General features: G+C 39.7%; 15 protein-coding genes and 4 tRNA genes. 6 read left to right on the top strand and 13 right to left on the bottom strand.

The window, feature by feature from the left end:
* The first annotated feature begins 1 nt into the window (after position 1).
* Positions 2–643: a phosphoribosylglycinamide formyltransferase gene (purN, locus tag QUE03_RS08630; RefSeq protein ID WP_286267117.1), complete on the top strand. Its 642-nt coding sequence runs from the start codon at positions 2–4 to the stop codon at positions 641–643.
* An 18-nt stretch (positions 644–661) separates the two neighbouring features.
* Complete coding sequence (locus tag QUE03_RS08625) at positions 662–1,393, top strand: DUF3108 domain-containing protein (RefSeq protein WP_286267115.1); 732 nt, start codon at positions 662–664, stop codon at positions 1,391–1,393.
* An 82-nt stretch (positions 1,394–1,475) separates the two neighbouring features.
* Here QUE03_RS08625 and QUE03_RS08620 read toward each other — a convergent pair whose 3' ends face one another.
* Together QUE03_RS08620 and QUE03_RS08615 are read right to left on the bottom strand one after the other, a co-directional pair.
* Entirely contained in the window at positions 1,476–2,984 is a 1,509-nt protein-coding gene (locus tag QUE03_RS08620; protein ID WP_286267113.1) for a methyl-accepting chemotaxis protein, read from the bottom strand.
* A gap of 163 nt (positions 2,985–3,147) precedes the next feature.
* Complete coding sequence (locus tag QUE03_RS08615) at positions 3,148–3,927, bottom strand: class II glutamine amidotransferase (RefSeq protein WP_286267111.1); 780 nt, start codon at positions 3,925–3,927, stop codon at positions 3,148–3,150.
* 159 nt (positions 3,928–4,086) lie between these two features.
* Between QUE03_RS08615 and fadE the strand changes: the two genes are divergently transcribed.
* Positions 4,087–6,549 carry an acyl-CoA dehydrogenase FadE gene (gene fadE / locus QUE03_RS08610; protein ID WP_286267109.1) on the top strand — a complete coding sequence of 821 codons (2,463 nt, stop codon included), beginning with the start codon at positions 4,087–4,089 and terminating at the stop codon, positions 6,547–6,549.
* Between the two features lie 259 nt (positions 6,550–6,808).
* Complete coding sequence (yihG, locus tag QUE03_RS08605) at positions 6,809–7,705, top strand: 1-acylglycerol-3-phosphate O-acyltransferase, YihG family (protein ID WP_286267107.1); 897 nt, start codon at positions 6,809–6,811, stop codon at positions 7,703–7,705.
* A gap of 38 nt (positions 7,706–7,743) precedes the next feature.
* Here yihG and QUE03_RS08600 read toward each other — a convergent pair whose 3' ends face one another.
* From QUE03_RS08600 to dnaQ, 10 genes are all read right to left on the bottom strand, one after another.
* Positions 7,744–8,184: a helix-turn-helix domain-containing protein gene (locus QUE03_RS08600; protein WP_286267104.1), complete on the bottom strand. Its 441-nt coding sequence runs from the start codon at positions 8,182–8,184 to the stop codon at positions 7,744–7,746.
* A 256-nt stretch (positions 8,185–8,440) separates the two neighbouring features.
* A complete protein-coding gene (locus tag QUE03_RS08595) occupies positions 8,441–8,713 on the bottom strand; it encodes a hypothetical protein (RefSeq protein ID WP_286267102.1) in 273 nt (90 codons plus the stop codon).
* Between the two features lie 264 nt (positions 8,714–8,977).
* The gene (locus tag QUE03_RS08590) at positions 8,978–9,859 is read right to left on the bottom strand and encodes a GGDEF domain-containing response regulator (RefSeq protein WP_286267100.1); all 882 of its coding nucleotides are present in this window, start codon (positions 9,857–9,859) and stop codon (positions 8,978–8,980) included.
* Between the two features lie 28 nt (positions 9,860–9,887).
* On the bottom strand, positions 9,888–15,827 hold the full coding sequence (locus QUE03_RS08585; RefSeq protein WP_286267098.1) for a transporter substrate-binding domain-containing protein: 5,940 nt from the start codon (positions 15,825–15,827) through the stop codon (positions 9,888–9,890).
* 242 nt (positions 15,828–16,069) lie between these two features.
* Positions 16,070–16,146, bottom strand: a tRNA-Asp gene (locus QUE03_RS08580).
* Positions 16,147–16,187: 41 nt separating this feature from the next.
* Positions 16,188–16,264 (bottom strand) — tRNA-Asp (locus QUE03_RS08575).
* Between the two features lie 46 nt (positions 16,265–16,310).
* Positions 16,311–16,387 (bottom strand) — tRNA-Asp (locus QUE03_RS08570).
* A gap of 27 nt (positions 16,388–16,414) precedes the next feature.
* Positions 16,415–16,491: transfer RNA gene (locus QUE03_RS08565), tRNA-Asp, on the bottom strand.
* A gap of 170 nt (positions 16,492–16,661) precedes the next feature.
* The gene (locus QUE03_RS08560) at positions 16,662–17,996 is read right to left on the bottom strand and encodes a TIGR03503 family protein (RefSeq protein WP_286267096.1); all 1,335 of its coding nucleotides are present in this window, start codon (positions 17,994–17,996) and stop codon (positions 16,662–16,664) included.
* The gene (dnaQ, locus tag QUE03_RS08555; protein ID WP_286267094.1) at positions 17,996–18,721 is read right to left on the bottom strand and encodes a DNA polymerase III subunit epsilon; all 726 of its coding nucleotides are present in this window, start codon (positions 18,719–18,721) and stop codon (positions 17,996–17,998) included. Before dnaQ ends, QUE03_RS08560 begins: the two co-directional genes overlap by 1 nt.
* A gap of 155 nt (positions 18,722–18,876) precedes the next feature.
* On the opposite strand from dnaQ, the gene rnhA reads away from it, so the two are divergent.
* Both rnhA and QUE03_RS08545 read left to right on the top strand, forming a co-directional pair.
* Positions 18,877–19,344, top strand: coding sequence for a ribonuclease HI (gene rnhA, locus QUE03_RS08550; RefSeq protein WP_286267092.1), 468 nt, complete (start codon positions 18,877–18,879; stop codon positions 19,342–19,344).
* A gap of 94 nt (positions 19,345–19,438) precedes the next feature.
* The gene (locus QUE03_RS08545) at positions 19,439–20,311 is read left to right on the top strand and encodes an MBL fold metallo-hydrolase (RefSeq protein WP_286267089.1); all 873 of its coding nucleotides are present in this window, start codon (positions 19,439–19,441) and stop codon (positions 20,309–20,311) included.
* 59 nt (positions 20,312–20,370) lie between these two features.
* Here the strand turns inward: QUE03_RS08545 and QUE03_RS08540 are convergent, their stop codons facing one another.
* A complete protein-coding gene (locus QUE03_RS08540) occupies positions 20,371–20,859 on the bottom strand; it encodes a DUF2919 family protein (RefSeq protein WP_286267087.1) in 489 nt (162 codons plus the stop codon).
* Position 20,860 lies beyond the last annotated feature (1 nt).

The raw sequence follows: 20,860 nt of genomic DNA, 5'->3' as shown, positions 1-20,860 counted from the left end.
AATGCCAAGCCGAATTGTAGTATTGATTTCGGGCAGCGGCACAAATTTGCAGGCTATCATTGATGCCTGCAAATCTGCTGACTTTCCTGGAGAGGTTGTCGGTGTTATTTCCAACAAAGTTGACGCTTATGGTCTTACTCGAGCTCAGAACGACAACATCCCTGCCATAGCGTTATCTCACAAAGAGTACGACTCTCGTGAGGCTTATGACATTGCGCTTATGGATCAAATTTCCATCCTTAAGCCTGACTTAATTGTCCTTGCTGGTTTCATGCGTATTCTTACACCAGCGTTTGTCCAAAGTTTTTCTGGAAAATTATTGAACATTCATCCTTCTTTGTTGCCTAAGTATCAAGGATTGAACACCCATCAACGTGCAATCGATGCTGGCGACAGTGAGCATGGCGTCAGTGTTCACTTTGTTACGGAAGAGCTCGATGGTGGCCCGGTAATTTTGCAAGCAAAAGTACCCGTATTTGATGAAGACGATGCAGATGATTTAGCACAGCGTGTTCATGAGCAGGAACATCGTATTTACCCACTGGTTGTTAAATGGTTTTGCGAACAGCGATTAACCATGCAACAAGATAATGCAGTATTAGATAAGCAAGTTTTACCAACATCAGGTTATGCTAGCGAATAAATAAAAGAGGAAGGTTTAATGCTAAAGAAATTCACATCTCTTGTTTTGGTGTATTTCATACAAAGTCATTCAGTATTAGCGCAAAATAATGAACCTCCCTCTCTTCTCATTAAACCTTTTGAAGCAACCTACAATGTTCTACATAAACATGACAAAGTAGGCGAAGGTACACGCAAACTCGAAATTCTCGACAATGGTTTAATTCAATATAGCTATCACACTGATATTGAATGGTTAATTTTTTCCGACGAGCGCTCTGAAACCTCAATCATTGATTGGCAAAACAACAACGTTGTACCAACGCATTACGTTTATAAACGTAAAGGAACTGGGCGTGATAAAGCCTATGAATGGACTTATGATATCACCGAAGATAAGGCCACGAATGTAAAAACGAAAACCAACATCTCCGTCGACTTCCCAGAAAATATTCAAGACAAGTTGAGTTATCATTTTCAGCATCGCCTTAATATGCTGAAGGACCCAACACAAGACCACTTTGTTTATCCGGTGATCAGCACGTCTGGCTCAATTAAGAATTATGTTTATGAATACGATGGTGAAGAAGAACTAATGCTGCCTTACGGTTTAATTAAAACTATTCGCCTTAAACGTGAAGTCGTTGATAAAAAAAGAGTTACCTATGCTTGGTTTGCCCCAGAGCTAAATTACTTAATGGTTAAGGTTTATCAAACAAAAGGTGGCGCAGAGCAGTTTGAGGCGCAACTAAAAGCGCTTAGATACCTTTAACAAAAATAAGTACTCAGCAGCTAAAATATTAACAATAAAAAAGAGCCAACAGGCTCTTTTTTATTGTTAATGGGGGATTCTGCTATTTAGGAATGAATGTACTCGCCACATTAGCAATTTCATCGACGCTGCGTTGTAATTCGGACATTTCACTTGCTACATCTTCAGTTTGCGACCAAGTCGTGTCTAATGCTAGCCGCACTTCATTAATATGAGTGTTTATTTCACTCGAGAGTACTTTTTGTTGCTCTGACGCTGTGGCGATATGGTTTGCTGCACCAGCTACCCTTTGTACACTGTCAACCACTCGTTCAATTTTATTATTAGAAAGCTCAGCCGTTTGCAAACAAAATTCAGCGTCGTCACGGTTTTTAGCCATGAGTTTGACCCACTCATCAATAATCGCAAGCATCGCTGACAAACGCTCGTGTATTTCTACTGCTGAGTCTTGAGTGCGTGATGATAGATTTCTCACTTCTTCTGCAACCACTGAGAAGCCGCGCCCATGCTCCCCTGCGCGCGCAGCTTCAATTGCCGCATTCAATGCTAATAGATTGGTTTGATCAGCAATGGATTGAATGTCATTCATTAAATCGCCAACGCCGCGGGCTGAGTTGGTTAAGACTTCCGCAGACGCAGAAGCTGATTCAACTTCCTTTGCGAGGGCACGAATTTTATCTGTTGTGTTAAAAATATCTTGTTGTGCATCTTCACATTGACTAAACGTACTGTCCAAATCATTTGCCGCAGATACTGTATTGTCAGCTATTTCTGTCGTTGATGCGCTCATTTGTTCCATCGCTAAGGAGAGTTCAGTTAACTGCTCTTTCTGATGGTTTAGGTTATCTCGAGTTTCCCCAATACCCGCCGTTACATTATCCATTACGCCGGAAATGGGTTTGGCTGCATCAATTGTACGCTCTAAAACTGCTCGCAATTTTGTTTTAATCAGTGAGAAATTAAAATTGAATACACTGGCGGTACCTCGACCAAAATAAACTTGGCGTGAAATGGAGTCATAGACAGTTTGCATATTTTGCGCTTTGCGCGCTGTAGGAATAATGTCATGCCAAAAAATCACAATTGGCGCTAACGCACCAAATGCCACAAGCATTGAGGTAGTCAAACCCAAATGAAGGAAAATAAACGCCTGAGAAATCACAGTGAGCAGCACTAAGGCAGCAAATTTGTGGTTTTTACTCAGTTCGAAAGTGCTTAGTTTATTATTTTGGTTAATACCATCATATATCCGCTTGGCGTTTGCAGACAGTTTAGGCTCTGCAACGCGACATATATTTTGATACCCTATTACTTCGCCATGATTATATTGGGGTGTGATAAACACATCTAACCAAATATCATCTCCGTTTTTACCTGTAACTCTTAAAACGCCCTGCCACGAAAAACCTTTGTTTAAGGTTGCCGAGAGCTCTTTGATCGCTACTTCAGGCATATCTGGGTGAGTTACTTGGCGGCTATCTAATGTCAGCAACTCTTGTTCAGAGTACCCAAGAAGTTGGCAAAAGTTATCATTGACATAAATATACTGACCACTTTTGCTGGTCACATAAATTAATTGTTTAACTGACATTATTACACTCGTAACTACAAATTAACGAATCAGGTTTTATAGGGTGTTTTCGCTGTCATTTCCTTGATCTAGCTCATACTATTGACAGTCATTACCGCTTAGTTACAAAGCGTATACAAATTCGTAACCTTACAGGTCAATCCTATCAATGCAGGCATAATATTTAGCGACTCGCAGCAATTGACTGGCCTTGTTTAAACAAGTGCCAAGCTGAAGGAGACATTTTATGCCATTGTTCATTGTCAGTTAATGGTTGTGTTGCAACAACAGTGACAATATCATTGCTAGTGGTCACTTCTTTAAAATCAACTACAACTTCGGCGTCAATTAAACTCGCTTCACCAAACGGTGCTTTTCGAGTGATCCAATGCAAGTTATTTGAGCAATAGGCAAACAAGTAATCGCCATCAGTGAGTAATAAATTAAATACCCCCAATGTATTAATCTTGCTGGCTTGAAGCGCGACAAATTCAAATAGTGCCTGTGTAGGTGGCTCTTGACTACCAAACTTAAAATGCAATTGATCAAGCAACCAGCAAAAGGCATGTTCACTATCAGTCGTTCCTACGGGAATATGCACGGAAACAGGTAATGCCTGTTTAAATCCTTCAAGTTGCCCATTATGCGCATAGGTCCAGTTTTTTCCCCACATTTGACGAGTAAATGGATGGGTATTTTCAAGGCAAACGTTGCCGGAGTTGGCTTGGCGGATATGGCAAATTACAACTTCACTTTTGATCGGGTATTCGGTAACAAAGGTGGCAATTTTAGATTCAGCACTTGGGATCGGATCTTTAAAACTTCTACACCCCTTACCTTCATAAAAAGTAATACCCCAGCCATCTTTATGAGGGCCTGTATTCCCCCCCCTTTGCATTAAGCCACTAAAACTAAAACAAATATCAGTCGGTACATTGGCACTCATCGCGAGCAATTCACACATTTACTACGTCCTTACAGGTTATTTACTACAATTAATTAAATGACAACAATTATGCTCTTGCTTAAAAAGTGTTTGAAAATGTTACTTCAACACATTAATCTATCCTTAACTAGTGGTCTGACCTCATAGGTTTGTGACCGTGAATACAAAAGGACAATTATGGAAATGTTAATTTGGGTTGCCAGCGCTGTTACTCTCAGCTGGTTCATGGCTTATCATAGAGCTTCACTTTCTACATACACTGCATGTTTTACTATTCTAATGGTCATTGGCTCAGTGTTTCAATTGGTATCTATCGCTGGATGGATAATATTTGCATTAATCGCCGCGCCATTAAATGTGACAAGCTTTAGAAAGGAACACGTCAGTAAACCTTTGCTTAAAATGTTCAAAGGTATAATGCCAGAAATGTCACGTACCGAAAAAGAAGCTATTGATGCAGGTACGACATGGTTTGATGCTGATTTATTTCGCGGAAATCCTGATTGGAAAAAACTACATAACTTTCCTAAACCACGATTAAGTGCAGAAGAACAAGCCTTTTTGGACGGACCAGTTGAAGAAGTTTGTCGCATGCACGATGAATGGGACACCACCCATGAACGTGCCGATCTTGCTCCCGAGATTTGGCAGTTTTTAAAAGATAACAAGTTCTTCGCGATGATCATCAAAAAGCAATATGGTGGTTTAGAGTTCTCTGCGTATGCCCAGTCTCGTGTTTTACAAAAGTTAACGACTGCTGGCAGCACATTGGCAAGTACCGTTGGTGTGCCTAACTCTTTGGGCCCTGGTGAGCTACTACAGCACTACGGTACAAAAGAGCAACAAGACTACTATTTGCCACGTTTAGTTGTTGGTGATGAAATTCCATGTTTTGCATTAACTAACCCTGAAGCGGGCTCAGATGCAGGAGCTATTCCTGACTTCGGTGTTGTCTGTAAAGGCGAGTTTGAAGGCAAAGAAGTGTTAGGTATGCGCCTAACATGGGACAAACGATACATCACTTTGGCTCCCGTGGCCACTGTGCTTGGTTTAGCGTTTAAACTGCAAGATCCAGACGGATTATTAGGTGATGAAAAAGACTTAGGCATTACTTGTGCTTTGATCCCAACAGATATAGAAGGGGTTAAAGTAGGTCGACGTCACTTCCCACTAAATGTCACGTTCCAAAATGGACCAACGCAAGGTAAAGACATTTTTGTACCGCTTGATTATATTATTGGTGGTCCTGAAATGGCCGGTCAAGGCTGGCGTATGCTAGTAGAGTGTTTGTCGGTCGGACGTGCTATCACTTTACCTTCGACCAGTGCTGGAGGTGTTAAATCTGTTGCAATGGCAACAGGCGCATACAGCCGTATTCGCCGTCAATTCAAACTCCCTATTGGTAAAATGGAAGGCATTGAAGAAGCCTTAGCGCGAATAGGGGGAAATGCCTACTTAATGGATGCGGTCACGACTTTGTCTACTGGTGCCATTGATTTAGGCGAAAAACCTTCTGTAATATCTGCTATTGCTAAATATCATTTAACGGAGAAAATGCGAGACTGTGTTAGTGATTCAATGGATATTCACGGCGGTAAAGGCATTTGTATGGGGCCTAATAACTATCTGGCTCGAGGCTATCAAGGTGCCCCCGTTGCAATCACCGTTGAAGGTGCAAACATCCTTACTCGTAGTATGATTATATACGGTCAAGGGGCAATTCGATGTCACCCTTACGTATTAGCGGAGCTTGAAGCCGCTGGAAACAGCAATTTCGAGCAAGCATTAAATGACTTTGACCATGCTCTATTCGGTCATATTGGATTTGCTACCAGCAACATCTTACGCAGCCTTTGGATGTCATTAACTGGTGCCCGCGCAGTAAATGCACCATATCAAGATAGGACTAAGCGTTATTATCAATTGATGACTCGCTTTAGTACTAACCTTGCCATGTTATCAGACATTGCAATGCTATCTTTAGGTGGTGATTTAAAACGAAAAGAGCGTATTTCAGCGCGTTTGGGTGATGTATTAAGCTATTTGTACTTAGCTTCAGCAACGTTAAAGCGCTTTAATGATGAAGGTCGTCAAACGGCTGATTTTCCTCTTGTGCAGTGGGCCGTAGAAGATTGTTTATATAAAGTCCAACAAGCAATTGATGAGCTGATCACCAACTTCCCTAACAAACTTGTTGGATTTACCTTGCGTGCTATCGTCATGCCGTTTGGTAAATGGCTAACTAAACCTTCTGATAAAACAGACCATAAAGTGGCGCGCATCTTACAAACTCCGAGTGAAACGCGTAACCGCATCGGGCAAGGACAATACTTAGCACGTGAAGAAGGTAATATTGTAGGTCAATTAGAGCAAACGTTAGATGATATCATTGCGGTAGAGCCAATTTTTGACAAGGTTTGTCAAGCAGTAGGTGAAAAGCTACCGTTCTTTAGATTGAATGAGATTGCAGATATTGGTTTAGACGCCAATGTGATCACTGAAGATGAAGCAAGTTTGTTGCGAAGAGCTGAGCTAGGAAGGAAAGCCGCTATTGATGTAGATGATTTTGAACCCGCCGATTTAGCAGCAAATAAATCATTACTTGAGCAAGTCAAGCAAAGTCAAGAACACGCAGCGTAAGTTGTAAACTAAGACAAAAAAAACCTGCTATTGCAGGTTTTTTTATGTCCATACCCAGATTGATTAAAGCCACAGCACTTAGCCTTACTGAGACAACACAAAACACATAAACCACTGATTTATTAACTTTTTATAGATAATGCAAATTAATTCAGCGTACATGTGTGACAAACATAACAGTACACCTTTTAGCAAAAGTCTTTAAAATACAACTTCGCAAATTTTATTGTTCGCTAAATTATTGAGGTTCTGCTTTTAGATGTTGTCCTTTTTACCCAGTTTCATCACGATGCCACTGGCTTTTATTTTGTTTTGTATTAATGTAACACTGTGTGGCTCGCTCGTGTTCATGGGGGGGATCTTAAAATTACTTGTTCCAATAAAAGCTTGGCATCAGTTGCTATATAAGCCAATGCATGCGGCCTACCGTTTATGGCCGCTTCTCAACTTGCTCGTTGTAAGACTGTTTAACAAAGTACAATGGCAAATCATTGGCGCGGAGCAGCTCGATAAAAATTCATGGTACTTACTCATTGCAAATCACCAAAGTTGGTTAGATATATTTGTACTGACGTGTTTTGCACGCGATAGAATTTCTGAGCCTAAATTTTTTCTTAAAGATAGCTTAAAAAAAGTACCCTTTGTTGGTATGGCCTGCTGGGCGTTGGACATGCCTTTTATGAAACGTTATAGCAGTGAGTTTTTGGCCAAAAACCCTCATCTAAAAGGTCAAGACATAGAGACAACTAGAAAGTCTTGCCAAAACTTTAGAGAACAACCTACCACTATCATTAACTTTGTTGAGGGAACAAGAATAACCCCTGAAAAGCATCAACAACAACAAAGTCCTTTCCGTGCGTTGTTATCACCTAAAGCTGGCGGTATTGCATTTACCTTAGCTACATTAGGTGAACAGTTTGATAAAATTTTAAATATTACTATTTTATACCCAGATAATGATGGGCATGTCATGAAAGATATGCTTACTGGAAAGTTAACAAAGGTCGTTGTTCACGTAGAACAACTGGATGTCAGTGAGCAAGTCATTGGTGATTATTTTCAAGATAGGGATTTTAAAGCAAACTTCCAAGGTTGGCTCAATCAACTTTGGTTAAAGAAAGATCAACTTATTTTGGATTTAAAAGCCAAATATTAAGGCGAAAATTTAACGCCTTCACCACTGCGACAAGGGGTTTACCACAAGCGTCTATTGTCAACATAGGCTAACAATTTAGCATTTGTATAGGCACCAAAAAAAGCGACTATTGCTGTCATTTCCATTCCATCAAATAAGGTCAATGAAATACAACCTATTGCAATCATTAAGTATTCTATTTTTATCATATAAGAACGTTTTTTAATTCCTAGCAAAGAGAACTTTATCCACCATGGCTCTGACTTCCATTGTTGGCTCTCTTTGTCTATCAAAATAACCACCTCCGTTAATTTTGAAATATCCACTTCAAAAACAGAGGCTAGTGACTTTAACGTTTCGATGGATGCTTTGTTCCCAGCTTCGACACGCTGAATGGTTCTTAGACTCAAACCCGTAATTTGCGCAAGCTGTTCTTGAGACCAGTTATTTCTCGCTCTAAGCTTTTTAACAATCATCTTCTTCCCCTTTTCCTTTTCCATTTAAGCAAATCATCCATTAATTTGTTTATTGTCGGTGACGAAAAACACCCGCCACCATAACGACACACGCTGAAAAACCAAAAAAATAAGACAATCACACTAAAGAAAGCAACAGAGTGAAGGTAAATTACAATGCCCACATCTCGTAATAAGGCTATTGCAAAAACACCTTCTGCTCATTGACTTGACAGCTTTCAACGGTTTTAGCTTGATTTAGGCGATCAACAAGCCTACATTCATCTTAAATAGAGCAATATCATAGTTCAATACTAACCAGTTGATCGGCGGCCAGATAAGTATCTGCATTGTCTCCTCTATGAAGTATCGGTGTAACAGTACGTTGTGATGATATAGTCCGGTTGCTAATATAAGATTGTGTGAAATTCTCTAAATTTGGGATATCGTGCCAGTATTGAATGGCCTTTTCGTTATTTTTGACAACAGCAAATTTAACTAAGGCAGGTCCATTACCACTGTTTGTTACGCCGTATTCAAATTTATTAGCGCTGTGGCTTCTGAAAATCTCCAATCGTGGTCACATAGACGCTCTTGCATATGATCGATCAATGTGTGCTGAATATATAGCAACTATTGTCATAACAATACTGATTAACAAGGCAGATAGCGCCACGATCATCTCGGGGATCTTATACCAAGCAACTGTATCCGTATTTTTCATAAATTATTTTTCTTATATAAGTCAGTTGTTTACACAGTTTATGAGGAGTATCATATTCACTTTCATTAGACTGTACAATAATCTTCATTTGTATAGTTAGTTCAAGCGTATTGTTTAAGTGAATATGGATTGGTTTCGACCCGCCTCTTTTGCCTGATACAGGGCGTCATCTGCCTGTTTTAAAAGTGCATCTAGACTATTCAATGCTGGCTTGTACATTGCCAAACCAGCACTAACGGTAAATTGAATTTTTTTTCCTGATTCATGTTTTACAGTTGCCTTAGCTATCAATTTTCTTATCGTTTCCACTAAGGAACAATTGTCCTCCCATGATAAGTTATAAGAAACAATCGCAAACTCTTCTCCTCCTAATCTTCCTAAAATCGCGCCGTCAGGCACATTAGTTGACATTATCTCTGCCACTTTTTGAATCACGCGATCGCCAAAAGGATGACCGTAGCTATCATTAATGTCCTTGAATTTATCGATATCTAGCATCATCGCACATGATTTATTTGGTTTTTTGTCAAATCCTTCTTGCGCTTGCTCGAAGAATTTTCTGCGATTGAAAATACCTGTCATCACATCGAATGATGATAAATGTTCTAGGTGTTCAATAAGGCATCTTATTTTAAGTTGTGCTTTAACGCGTGCCAGTAACTCTTTCGGCTTGAACGGCTTTGTTACGTAGTCTATTCCGCCAAAATCATAGGCTTTTTCAATGGAGTCTTCGTCATTTTTTCCTGTGATAAAAATAATAGGCACATCTTTTGACGATTCGATTTCTTTTAATTTTAGGCAGGTTTGATAGCCATCAAGCTCTGGCATTACTATATCAAGCAAGATAAGGTCAATGTCCTCCTCTATTGCTAATTCAATAGCGGTTTCACCATCTAAAGCAACAAGCACATCATAGCCATCGAGTAACTCTACCAGAATATCAATATTGCTACTGGTATCATCCACCACTAGGATTGTTTGCGATGTGTTCTCCATTGGATAATTCCTTTTCTTAAAAGGTATGCTACGACTCCAGCGCAGTTAATAAAATAATAGCCTCTTTAAATTGATACTGCCCAATTAAAGTCTTGACTTGCATAAAGGCCGTCTGTTCGCCTCTATTTAGGCTATATTGTTCAATTTCCTCAATTATCGGAGAGCATTGTTTAGGTCTTTTACTTTTTGCTGCTTCATGCAATTGTGCAAAAAGATCTTCTTTAACTCGTGCAGATATTCTCGGTTTTTCAGTTTCAATGGTTGTAAGATCTGTCGTTGATACTGTTTTACCAATTTCAACAATCACCTCATTTAGCACCTCAACGAAACGTTGAGTATTTGCCTTCGACATATCATGCTCAGCTTGCTGGCTAATTTGATAAAGTGTTTTAGCACCAATATTGCCGCTTAACCCTTTAACTGTATGTAAGGTTCGCTCTTTTTCTTCACGCTTTAACGACTGAAAGTCTAGTTCTTTATAGTTGTCGGCAAAATTACTAAGCACTTTGAAATATAGTTGTGCATTTCCGTAAAAGTTATTCTTGCCCAACGTGGTATCGACAAGTTTTAGATCAGATAGGTCGTTCCGATCAACTTCAGTCTTATTTAAGGTGCTATTGTATTCATTGCTCGCTAAATTCAGTGGCACTTTTTGGGAAACAGTTTTTGCATTTGTACCTATACCCTTTTCTCCGATTGGACGCATATAACTAAGTAACGCTTGATAGAGTTTTTCTACATCAATCGGTTTACCAAGGTGTGCATTCATACCTACGCTTTTAGTTTGTTTAATTTGCTCCGGCATAACATTGGCCGATAGCGCCACTATCGGTATCACCTGATCTAGTTTACGGATCTCTTTTGTCGCTTCAATGCCGTCCATCACCGGCATCTGCAGATCCATAAAAACTAAAGCATATTTGTCTACGGAAAACATATCTAATGCCTCTTCCCCATTATTTGCCACATCTATTTCAATCCCACTGCCTTTGAGTAAACCAATTAAAATTTCTTGATTGACATGATTGTCTTCAACCAGCAATATTCGATTCCCAGCGAGGCAAGTGAGTTGGATTTTCAGATTTTGCACCAGCTCTTGACTGCTTGTAGGCCTTTTAATATTTTTTTGCTGCTTCATTAATACTTTAACTAACACATCAAATAAGGTGGAGGGGTCGACCGGCTTTTGAAGAAATACATCGATACCGGCAGTTTTAGCAGATCTAATGATGTATTCTTGACGATGTACACTGACCATAATGACAACGGGTGGTTGCTTATCAATAAGCATGTTATCTGCGTTATACAACTGATTTAACCTCAATGTTGTCTCTATACCGTCAAGCTCTGGCATGTTCCAGTCCATCAATACAACATCATATGTTTGAGTGTTTTGTTCCAATAACTTCAATGCTTCTTCACCACTGCACGCTACATCAACATTTAAACTAAACTCTTCGAGTTGGCTCACTAATATTATTTGGCTCGTCTCATCATCATCAACAATTAACACCTGTTTTTCTGCAAACTTAGCTTCAGTCAGGTTATCTATTGCTCTTGCCAACTCAATTTCAAAATAAAACACACTTCCCGCACCAATTTGCGACTCAACATGGATATGACCTCCCATAAGCTCCACTAATTGTTTTGATATCGCTAAGCCAAGCCCCGTCCCCCCATAACGTCTTGTTGTGCTGTCGTCCGCTTGCGAAAATGATTGAAACAACTTACCTGCTTGTTCGGTGCTCATGCCAATGCCAGTGTCCTTAACAGCAAAACTCAGCTTGTCGTTGTCTACGCGTTTTACCGCAATGACGATTTCCCCTTGCTCAGTAAATTTGATCGCGTTACTGATCAAATTCGTCAAAACTTGAGAAATACGCAAAGGATCACCGATGAAAAATCGACCAACCGTCGCCTCATAAGAAGAAAATATTTCGAGATTTTTTAGCGTAGCGTGGTACTCCATCATCGAAATCACTTCATCTACGATTTCAACTAAATCAAATTCAATTTTTTCTAAGTTAAGTTTCCCTGCTTCAATTTTTGAGAAATCAAGTATGTCATTGATAATATTTAATAAAGACTTTGCTGAGCTTTCAATGTTCCTAACGAAACGGTTTTGATCCAAATTGAGCTCTGTTTCTAAAGTTAAGTGTGACATACCAATAATTGCATTCATCGGCGTCCTAATTTCATGGCTCATGTTGGCGAGAAATGAGCTCTTTGCAATGCTTGCTTCTTCAGCGATTGTTCTTGCCTCTTGTAAGGCATGCTCTGCTTTAACGCGTGAACTGATGTCTCGTGCGAAAGAAATAATGCGCTCTTCACCACAATGTTTTATGTACCTTGAGGTAACCTCCGCATCATATTCTCTTCCATCATTGGTTCGATGTTTAACCCTTAACTCCGTTGGTGTGCCGTCTTTTAATATATTAAGAAATGATTGCCATTCTTCGGACGTTAAATCAGGATTAAACGCGAACACATCAAGTTGTTCGAGTACTTCCCTGCTATACCCAAGTGAATGACACGCCGCTTCATTGGCATAACAAATTTTGGCATCGCTAGCATCAATCCAGAATGCCATATCCCCTGCATTATCAACAGCATACTGAACGAATTCCAATTCTTTATTAGTTTGTTCAGCTTGTTCTCTAGCAACAATTAACTCCTCATTTAAATGTCTTAGCTTACGATTCCAATACAAGACGGCACATAATAGAAAAACAAAAACTACAACAATTTTTATCACTAATTGATAGTCAATTTCTTGTTCATGGTTCACCACAAACCATTTATTGGCCAAGGTATCAATTTCTTCTGGAGGAATACTATCTAAAGCTAGTTGAATAACATTGGCCAAAGGACTGGCTTGTTTACTTACACCAACGGCATATTCCACTTCAAAGTCAAAACTACCCGAAATTTTTAAGCCTTTCATTATGTCTTGACGCGACAAAGCATTGATCGCCTCAGGAGAAGCAACTAACCCAAAAATTTCACCACTTTTTACTTGTTTCAACCCTTCTTCTATATTGATAACACTTTGAATATTCAATTCTGGGTTGTTCAATGAAATGAGTTCTTGAAAGGCATGGGAAGCTTCTACCCCTACGGTCTTTTGTTTCATAGTACTCAAACCTGGCTCAAACCCAGTATCTTCAAGAGTAACTAATACCGCATATTCTCGACCATAGGTCGATGTAAAGTCCAAAAACTCCTCTCTACTCGGCGTTTTTACAATTATTGGTGTTAAGTCACATTTTCCCTCTCTTAGGAGTACTAAAGAGTTTGCCCATGTTTTAGCTATTATTGGACGAAAGGAAATGCCGATTTTGTTAGTTAATAGGGTGATTAAATCGGCAGAAAACCCCTTATAATGACCTTCATCATCAACAAAGAATATTTGCTTTCTTGCAGGTACAATACAGTAAGTAAGCTCATCTTTGGATTTTAGATATGTGGCGAGTTCTGCTGGAAATTCAATATCAGGCGTGTGCAATTGAGTGCTGTTGCTACCACCGAACCAACGGCTGAACAGTGAAATTTTTTTACTATTGGGTATCACATCTAGTGCTTTATTCACTATAGAAGTAAGCTCTGGCCAATCTTTTCTTAAAGAAAATACCAAAGCGGCGGAAAGCTCCGTCAAAAAGGCTACGTCGATGTAATCAATCCCTTCACGTGACGCAAGACTAGAGAGAGATTCTGAGTACAATGTATAATCAGCTCTATCAGAAGCAAGTGTGATAATGACTTCTTCTAAAGTATCAACATAAATAACTTCGCTATTAGGGAAAGTTTCAATGTATTTAATCAGCGCTGGCGTCGATCTAGAGACAACAACCTTTTTATTCAACAAATCCTCTTTGGTATAAATCTGATGAGGATTACCATCTTTCACATAAACAGCTAGGCGTTGTTTTAAATAGGAGTCGGTGAAATTCAAATAACTCGCTCTAGCGTGAGTTGCTAGTGATATGGCAAAGCCATCAATCACTTTAGCGTTAACGACCTTTTCCAATGTAGATATATCGTATGATTCAAACGTAAAGCGGAGGCCGGTCAATCTAGTTATCTCATCCAATAAATCTTTGGTAGCTCCTTTATATTCGCCAGATGTCGTTGCATATAACAGAGGAAATTGCTCACCAGTAACTCCTAACGTTATTTCTGGATGTTCGGTGATAAAAATGTTTTCAGCGTCACTTAACGTTAAGGTTTTTACCGTTTGGTTGTCATTGAAATTGAACCATTTACTTTGTAAAGACAGCATTTTGTACTCGGGGATATAGTTAACCGCTTTGTCTAAAATACTATGTAATATGATGTTATCTTTATGGGTGGCCAAGCTACTGTGGTTTTCAGGTAAGTGGGTAGTGTTTGCAATAACCGAGGTATTTAGGTTGGTTAGTAACGTTTTTTTAATTAAATAATTACTCGAAGGAAGATCACCGATAAACGCGTCCAGTTGCCCGTTAGAAACACGAAATAATGCGTCAAGTTGCTCGGCAATATAGACAAATTGAATGTCCGGATAGTAAGACTTCAAATATTTTTCTAAAAAATAGCCTTTAAAAATACCAACCTTTTTAAACGATAGTTGCTCCAACGAACTTAACTTTTGCGAATCATGAGAAACAATGGAAGAGAATGTTTGTATAAACGGAGAAGTGAAAAGAAAATGCTTGTCTCGTTCTTTTGTTTTGACAACATTAGCCATCATATCAATTTCTTTATTTTTTAATTTCTCTAAATATTCCAACCACCTATAGCCAACCACGTATTCAACTTCAACACCTAGTAGCTCAGAGATTAATGCTAAATATTCCACGAGTAACCCTGTTGGTTTACTATTATCTATATAGTGAAAAGGTGGGTAGCTGTCTTCGTGTTGGACTGTAATAGAGGCTTTATCAAGGAGGAACTGGCGTTCTTTTTCACTAAGTATGGCTAAAAAGTGTTTATCACCCGCTTTATCGGCTTTTGTAACTGCATGTCCATTTTGAAAAATGTATTGCTTTAATGGCCTAAGTCGCTCAATGCTGCCTGTTGACATCATCATCTCAGACATCGACTTCAATTGTGCGGAATCAATTTGACCGACAGGATACATATTAGCCAAAAATTGTGCTTTGACTGCATGATATTCATACCGAAGCGCCTGTTCCGACTTATGCTGGGTATTATATTTATCCATAATAATCCCAATCATTTCATCACCATGAGTTAACGCATATTGCCAGCCTTTAATACTTGCTTCGACAAAGTCATTTACAAGCTGATGATTCTCGCGTTCAAATGCTAAGGACGTAAACAAATTGAGGTTATTAGTGACTATTCCGTATTGGTTGGGGCTAAACAGCTTGTACTTAAGTTTATCCCGCTCAAGATAAAATGGTTCATTTGTCGAATGGGCAATAAAGGCTGTAAGTTCGCCTTGGCTAAATCGTTCAATAACATTGTTTGAATGAACAATATTGATAGAAGAAATATCGACTTGGTGCCGTCTTAGCATTACTCCGATATTGCCGTCCTTCAGCGCAGACTCTAGCATTACAGCAACACTCTTTCCTTCTAATTGCTTTAAGTTGTCAATGTTAGGTTGAGTGATGAGTACCAAAGGAGATTGCTTAAAGAAGTTAGCAAGCAGCCGAATATCTGCGCCTTTATGAAAATGTTCAACTAGTTCACTGCCATAAACACCAAACTGAGATTTTCCTGAAAGCACCCGTTTCAATAGGCCATTGGTACCACTTGCCTCATTAAACTTAACATCAAGACCAGCAGCACGATAGAAACCTTTCTCCTTTGCGGCATAAAACCCAGCGAAAGTGAATTGATGCTGCCAATACAAGTCAAGTTCTACGCTTTTAAGTGGAGTACTGCCACTTAAGGCAGGATAAATAACCAATAAACACGTGATAACTACTCGCATTACCCGTGGTAACAGTTTGCGGATCACCCTGTAACACTCCCTACAAAATTTTTCGGTAGGTAGTTCAAAATGAAACAGAGTTATGTCAAGAGTTATTGAATCTACACTAACGGTATATTCAACTGTAGATCAGTAATTTAATATTACCAGTAGATAAGACTTTGATTATCAGTCGAATAGATTCAAGTTAACTAGCATTGACTGAAATAAAAAGCTCAGGAGAAATAGCAGGTATTTAAAAGAGGAAGTAATAAATCTGAAAAGTAAATTGGCGGAGTGGACGGGACTCGAACCCGCGACCCCCGGCGTGACAGGCCGGTATTCTAACCAACTGAACTACCACTCCGCGCTATACTCTTCGACGACTGAATTGATTGATATAATAAGTGGCGGAGTGGACGGGACTCGAACCCGCGACCCCCGGCGTGACAGGCCGGTATTCTAACCAACTGAACTACCACTCCGCAGTATTAGCGATGCTAACTTCTTTATTATATCTTGTGTATATCGTGGCGGAGTGGACGGGACTCGAACCCGCGACCCCCGGCGTGACAGGCCGGTATTCTAACCAACTGAACTACCACTCCGCAGAGATACACATGAAACTTTTCGCTTGGCGGAGTGGACGGGACTCGAACCCGCGACCCCCGGCGTGACAGGCCGGTATTCTAACCAACTGAACTACCACTCCGCATCGCAAAACGCTTCAAATCAACAGTATGTCGTTGAATTCGGTGGGGATGATACGGGGATGATATCTTTCCGTCAACCCCTTTTTTAATATTCTTTTTCGACTGCGCAAATGCTGTACAAAGCGATGCGATAAACAACAGAAATTGCTGCTAATTTGATAAATACCGATTAGCTTTTCTTTTTGATTCGCCAGCGATAAAAGCCAAAACCAATAATGAAGACAAAAATAATCACACCATTTGCAATACCAATCGCTATATAGGTTTGTTTGTCTTCCTCTGCTTGCTCGATAGCTTGTTGTTCTAACAGTATTTCCAACTCTTCCTCTTTAGAAAGTTTCGGCAGCAAGGGCTGGTTACCCTCTTCTGTAGATAGCATCGATTCTGAGCCGTCAATTGCAGATTCAATATAAAGCGGGGTGAAACGATCTTCAACGTTAAAGGTAAATTCAGGCACCACTAACCTAAATTCTCGCCCATTGACGGTTTTCCCATAAGCACCAACCCTCACCCTAAAAATACCACCTTCAGTATTTTCTATTTCATGTTCACGTGTTAATCCACTCCCTTCCATAATAGAGAAGGGAATTTCTTGCTTGTCCGGGTAAGTCACCTTGCCTTGAAAAATTACACTGTCAGGATCGACAAACTCATTGGCAATATTAAAAACCGCATGGTGATTTTTTTTCGGGTTCTCACTGATATTCGCCTCAATTGTGATAGGGTTATGTCGAATAATGACTGGCTTTTGCTTTAATTCACGCTTTGCCATCGGTAGCTTGACGTAATAGGTAGGGATCCACTCTCCAGGTGCAAAATCTAGCGTGAATTCCCCAGTAAAAATCGAATCGCCACGATATTCATCCAGATCATATCCGTCATCGCGAAAGGTTGTCAGCTTAATAGGCTTTGCACCAAAATTATCGAAGGCGGTATTATTAGTACTAAAAAAATCGACATCTAAATTAACGACACCACGAAAAGCTGGTGCATCTATGGCATCTTCGCCGTTGAACAATTGGCCGGTAACTTTTAATGTCTCTCCGGCTAGTAAAACTTCAGGTAAAGGCTCGACTTCAATCCTGACTTCTGAAATTACCATAATACGGCTGTTAGGTTCTATCGCTCCAATAGCTTGCCAAGGTCCAGGCATTGGTTTTTTAATCTTTACCATGTCAAAAGTACGGTCGTCGTACCAAGACACTTTATCTTTTGGCAAGCTACCAATCTTAAGTTTACTGCCATCGGGGCGCACGAGAATAATCGGTGGTGTGCCTAATTTGCGATAAAACAATAATGTAATTTCATCTATATTAGCGTCAATCTTAAATCGATTGTCGAAATAAGGGATTTGATTAGCGACATTGCTATCTCGTGCATACTCTATTTCTGAACGCACTTCTTCAGGCATAGCTCTTGGCAGCACATTCTCCTGGGCAATACCGAGGGGTGCCATTATTAGGCTTGTAGCCATCACTAACCGCTTCATAGAGAACAGCGACATTATTTTCGCCAAAGTGGCACTCCTCCTTTTTGTTCAACAATAGCCAACCTTTCTTGATGGGCTAATATTTCATCGGCAGAGGCATGGATAATCTTTAGAGGTTCTCGGTCACTATTTATCCGACGTACCGCATTTGCATCGCCTGACTCATCACCATTACCTGCATTTAAATTGAATGTCGCCTGTTTACGGGTCATTTCAATATAAACATACGCAAGTAACTGCGCATCAATCAAAGCTCCGTGATAAGTACGATCTACCAAACCACTAACTCGATAATGCTTTGCTAAAAAGTCGAGTGTTTTAGGTGAGCCAAATTCATCTTTAGATACTTTAAGCGTATCGGTAACCGTACATATGTCAGCGGTCATTGGCAGGTTTTGTCTTGCCATTGCAAACTCATGATCCATAAAGCCAACATCAAACTTAGCATTATGGATTACAAGTTCTGCGCCTTGAATGAATTCAATAAATTCTTTTGCTACTTGTCCAAATAACGGTTTATCCGCCAGAAATTCATTGGTTAACCCGTGAACATTAATTACTTCTTGCTCCATTTGGAACAGCGGGTTGATATAAGCATGATAAGTGCGGCCAGTTAGTTGACGGTTAACCATCTCAACACAACCAATTTCAACAATACGGTGCCCTTCTCGTGGGTTAATACCCGTTGTTTCTGTATCAAGAATAATTAATCGTTCATCTTTTGTATTATTGGTAGTCAATCTAAAACCTTGCTGCCGACTTGAGATAATAGTGGCATTATAAAGAAAAATCGTAGGATAATGGAAAAGTTACACATAAATTTAGACCATGTCGAGTAACTAGGTTTAAATCCTTACGTTTTTTATAATGACAAATTAATTAGGGCAATACATTAATGCAAAAAGAAGTCATGATTTATACCGATGGGTCTTGTCTGGGTAACCCTGGACCCGGTGGATACGGTGCTGTGTTGAAGTACAAAGAGCATACCAAAGAGCTCGCTCAAGGTTATAAGCTCACAACAAATAACCGAATGGAGTTATTGGCCCCGATTAAAGCTTTGGCTTCTTTGAAAGAGCCTTGCAAAGTAACAATCACCACTGATAGCCAATACGTAAGGCAAGGCATAACAAAATGGATAGAAAATTGGCTCAAGAATAATTGGAAAACCGCAAATAAAAAGCCCGTTAAAAATGTTGATTTGTGGAAGCAACTTTATGAAGAAAACAAAAGACACCTAGTCACCTGGAAATGGGTTAAAGGTCACTCTGGGCACCCTGAGAATGAGCGTTGTGATGATCTTGCTAGAGAAGCAGCAATGGATAAAAAGCTGTTAGAAGATAAAGGCTACGAAGCTAACTAAAGGTTAATATTTAGGAAAACAGGCTGAAAACATTTGACTCCTAGTCATATATAATGAAAATGTAGGTCATTATTACTAAATGACATAAAAAAACATGCAGCCTGTTATTCAACATTTTTTCCATCCCGCCACATTTACCCTAACTTACGTAGTAAGCTGCCCCGAAACCCAAGCCTGTGTCATTATCGATCCCGTGCTAGATTTTGATATATCATCCGGCGAGATTGGCTGTGACTCCGCACAACAAATGCTTAGTTACATTAAGCAGCATAATCTTAAAGTCGTCTATAGCTTAGAAACCCATGCCCACGCAGATCACGTTACCGGTGCTTCATATTTACGAAAACACTTTAACTGTAAAATCGCTTGCAGTGAACAAATCATAAAAATTCAAACAGAGTTTAAGTCGTTATTCAATTTTGAGGAGTTTGCTGACAATGGCTGTCAATTTGATTTTCTGTTAAAAGACAACGATACGCTAGATGTAGGCAAGTTAACGATTAATGTAATGTCAACGCCAGGACATACACCCGATAGCATCACCTATGTTATAGGTGAACATGCCTTTATTGGTGATACCTTATTTATGCCTGACTCCGGCTCTGCAAGGTGTGACTTTCCAGGGGGCTCTGCAGCCCTTCTATACCAATCCATTCAGAAAATTTATGCCCTTGGAGATCATATAAAGTTATACATGTGTCATGATTACCAGCCAAAAGGTCGTGAATTAAGATACCAATGTACGGTTGAAGAACAAAAGTTATACAACATTCAAATTAGCCATCAAATTACAGAAACGGAATATATTGAGAAACGTGAACAACGAGACGCTGGTCTGTCTGTTCCACGCCTTATTTATCCATCATTACAGCTCAACATCAATGCTGGAGATTTGCCAGAAGCAGAATCGAATCAGCGAAGATACTTAAAACTCCCATTGTATCCGGCACAAGCGCTAATCAAGTAACAAGTAACATGTGCGAAGAGGAAACCTTTACCGATTAGGGGCATAACTTATCGGTAAAGTTATTTTTCGGGGATCGCTATTGGGAACTCAGCAAGATTTAATGATAGCCTTTTACTGCGATAACAAAATGTAATAATTAATAAGGTAACTGTCGCTTGAATAGCTAGATACTCAGCCGAAAACAAGGCTAGCGTTATGTAGCCATATGCGCTTACTAATAAATCAAAGCACAATGCAACCACAATAACCTCTCTGGACTTAGGCCAAAACCAAAGAACCCAACGAGGTGCTTCTGGTCTTCTCATGCTAAGAAGAAACAACAAGAAAATTCCTAGCATCCCTGACAGTAAATTTAGATAAAATAACTGCGGATCCGGGTATAAGAACTCTATAACTCCTACTCTATCCTGCATATTACTTACCGACATAACCCAAGCAATATAAGCTCGTAATAGGTAAATTAACGTAAAATAGAATACCTTAGATATCTTTACGCAGTCGTAGCGGTCAAAATCTGAAGGTAATAAATGTCGGTACTGCTCTGGCATG

It is taken from the genome of Thalassotalea atypica, assembly GCF_030295975.1.
GTDB lineage: Bacteria > Pseudomonadota > Gammaproteobacteria > Enterobacterales > Alteromonadaceae > Thalassotalea_F > Thalassotalea_F atypica.
Note: the sequence above shows the minus strand (reverse complement) of the source record. Positions and strands in the feature narration are given on the sequence as shown.